General features: G+C 66.4%; 3 protein-coding genes. 2 read left to right on the forward strand and 1 reads right to left on the reverse strand.

Annotation, left to right across the window (positions count from 1 at the left end; all coding sequences use genetic code 11):
- Positions 1 to 105: 105 nt before the first annotated feature.
- Complete coding sequence (locus ACFWF3_RS30765; RefSeq protein ID WP_379317214.1) at positions 106 to 867, reverse strand: metal-dependent transcriptional regulator; 762 nt, start codon at positions 865 to 867, stop codon at positions 106 to 108.
- A gap of 102 nt (positions 868 to 969) precedes the next feature.
- On the opposite strand from ACFWF3_RS30765, the gene ACFWF3_RS30770 reads away from it, so the two are divergent.
- Entirely contained in the window at positions 970 to 1,938 is a 969-nt protein-coding gene (locus tag ACFWF3_RS30770) for a bifunctional riboflavin kinase/FAD synthetase (RefSeq protein ID WP_379317216.1), read from the forward strand.
- A gap of 126 nt (positions 1,939 to 2,064) precedes the next feature.
- Complete coding sequence (gene rpsO, locus ACFWF3_RS30775; RefSeq protein ID WP_056811493.1) at positions 2,065 to 2,334, forward strand: 30S ribosomal protein S15; 270 nt, start codon at positions 2,065 to 2,067, stop codon at positions 2,332 to 2,334.
- The last annotated feature ends 530 nt before the right edge of the window (positions 2,335 to 2,864 follow it).

Genomic DNA, 2,864 nt, shown 5'->3' on the forward strand with positions numbered 1-2,864 from the left:
CCTGGTCCACCTATGTCCGGTTCCCCCACGACATCTGTTGGTCCAGCGCGGTCGCCGATGGCGTTCCGGACCGCCTCCGTACCTACTTCAACTGCTGATCCAGGACTATGTGGTGAGCCAAATCGCTTCGGCGGCAAGAGTTCCCAGTTCGGTGGGGGCTTCGGCCGAGGCGATGCGGACGGCGATGGTGCCGGCAAAATCGCGGCGTTCGGCGACTTCGATGGTGGTGTCGAGCGCGATACCGACCGAGTCGAAATAGCGCAGCATCGCGGGGTCGGAGTCGGAGATGCGGGCCACCCGGCCGGATTCGCCCGCGGCGAAGTCGCTGAGCTGACGGGCGGGGGGAGTGGGGACGGCGCCGTCGGTGGAGGGGATGGGGTCGCCGTGCGGGTCGCGGTCGGGGTGGCCGAGTTTCGCGTCGATGCGGGACATGAGCAGGTCGGAGACGGCGTGTTCGAGTACCTCGGCCTCGTCGTGCACTTCGTCCCAGCCGTAGCCGAGTTCGTTCACCAGAAAGGTCTCGATCAGCCGGTGACGGCGCACCATCGCGACCGCGGCGCGACGGCCGTGTTCGGTCAGGGTGATCGCGCCGTAGCGGGCGTGCTCGACCAGGCCCTGATCGGTGAGCTTGCGCACCGCCTCCGACACCGTCGAGGCCGACACGCCGATCCGCTCGGCCAGTAACTTGGTCGACACCTTCTCCTGCGACCACTCCTGAGCGGTCCAGATGACCTTCAGATAATCCTGTGCCACCGCCGACAGTTCGGGCGCGATCGTGGCGGCGAGTTCGGCCTGCTCGGCGGGTTGCGTCAGCGCGCTGCGGGTCGCGACATCTCGTTTAGCTGGCACATCACCAATGTTAGGCATCCCTGGCCGGAATGACACATCGGCGAACCGGCACGCCGCGCACCGGCGATCCGCCGCACACCGGAATTCTGTTCGGGCACCGCTTTGCGTAGGCTTCGCTCTGTGCAGAGATGGCGAAGTCTCGACGACGTGCCCGCGGACTGGGGGCGTTGCGTTCTCACGATCGGCGTGTTCGACGGGGTACATCGGGGGCACGCGCAGCTGATCAGCCGCGCGGTCGCCGCGGCGGAGAAGCGTGGCGTGCGCTCGGTTCTGATGACCTTCGATCCGCACCCGATGGAGGTGGTGCGACCCGGTTCGCACCCCGCGCAGCTGACCACGCTGACCCGCCGCGCGGAGCTGGCCGAGGAGCTCGGGATCGACGTGTTCTGCGTGATGCCGTTCACCCAGGACTTCATGAAGCTCACCCCGTCCGAATACGTACACGACCTGCTGGTCGAACGTCTGCACGTCACCGAGGTCGTGGTCGGCGACAATTTCACCTTCGGTAAGAAGGCCGCGGGCACCGTCGACACGATGCGCGAACTCGGCGAGCGGTTCGGCTTCGAGGTCGACGGGGTGACCCTGCTGGGCGAACACGCTGTCACTTTCTCCTCCACCTACATCCGGGCCTGTGTCGACGCGGGCGACATGGCCGCGGCCGCCGAGGCGCTGGGGCGGCCACATCGCGTCGAGGGCGTCGTCGTGCACGGCGACGGGCGCGGGCGCGGGCTGGGTTTCCCGACCGCCAACGTCGCCCCGCCGATGCACGCCGCGATCCCGGCCGACGGGGTGTACGCGGGGTGGTTCACCGTGCTCGGGGCGGGCCCGGCCATCGGTGACGCCGCACCCGGCGAGCGCGCGATGGCCGCGATCTCGGTCGGCACCAACCCCACGTTCTCGGGTCGCTCACGGACCGTCGAGGCATTCGTCCTCGACGGCGAGGCCGACCTCTACGGGCAGCACGTCGGTGTCGATTTCGTCGAACAACTACGCGGAATGCGCAAGTTCGACTCCATCGACGATCTGGTCGAAGCCATGGGCCGCGACGTCGAGGCCGCGCGCAAGGTTCTCACCGCAGCAGAAGCCTGAACCCCGATTTATCTCGCCACCACGTGTCGAGTAAAGTGGCTCCTCGGGTTTGCTGCGGTCCGCGGTGGCGCCCATCCCGGGTAACCGGACCTTCGAGCGCGGAACTGAAAATAGGAGTCGAGCCACATGGCGCTGACCACTGAGCAGAAGTCGGCAATTCTCGCCGAATACGGCCTGCACCCCACCGACACCGGCTCGCCGGAGGCGCAGATCGCGCTGCTGTCGAAGCGGATCTCGGACCTGACCGAGCACCTGAAGCAGCACAAGCACGATCACCACACCCGGCACGGCCTGCTGGCCCTGATCGGTCGTCGTCGCCGCCTGTCGAAGTACCTGCAGGCCAACGACATCAACCGCTACCGTTCGCTCATCGAGCGCCTGGGTCTGCGTCGCTGATCTGAATCGGACACGCCTCCTCGTCGAGGCGGTCGACACCTGGCCAACGGGAAGAAGTACACTTCTTCTCGTTGGCTATTCGTGTATTCGGGGACCATCGGGTTCCCGGCTGCATTACAACATGTGACAGCCGTGTGCATCCGTCCGCGTGGCGTCGGTCTTCGGTAGTGGCCTTTCGGCAGGCGTTGTTCTCGCCGCCGTCGGGCTTCGATCGATGATCGCCTCCGCGTCGCCCCTCTTGTGGAATGTTCCAGCCAAGGGGATCCGGCCGGGTGCTGCGCGTGGCAGCCAGGAGGGTTTCCACGTGTCCGTGTCCGGTACGGCTGACGAATAGCTGGTTCGCGCCCACATGGTGCTGCGCTCCAGCGAGACGAGAGGTCGAGAGAAGAGAATATGACGCAGACAACTGAACGCCCTTCGACTGCGGTCGAGGTCGAGCCCGGAGTTTTCGAGTCGGTCGCGCTGATCGACAACGGTAGCTTCGGCACCCGCACCATCCGCTTCGAGACCGGCCGTCTGGCCAAGCAGGC

The sequence above is a fragment of the Nocardia sp. NPDC060220 genome (genome assembly GCF_042727815.1).
Lineage (GTDB): Bacteria > Actinomycetota > Actinomycetes > Mycobacteriales > Mycobacteriaceae > Nocardia.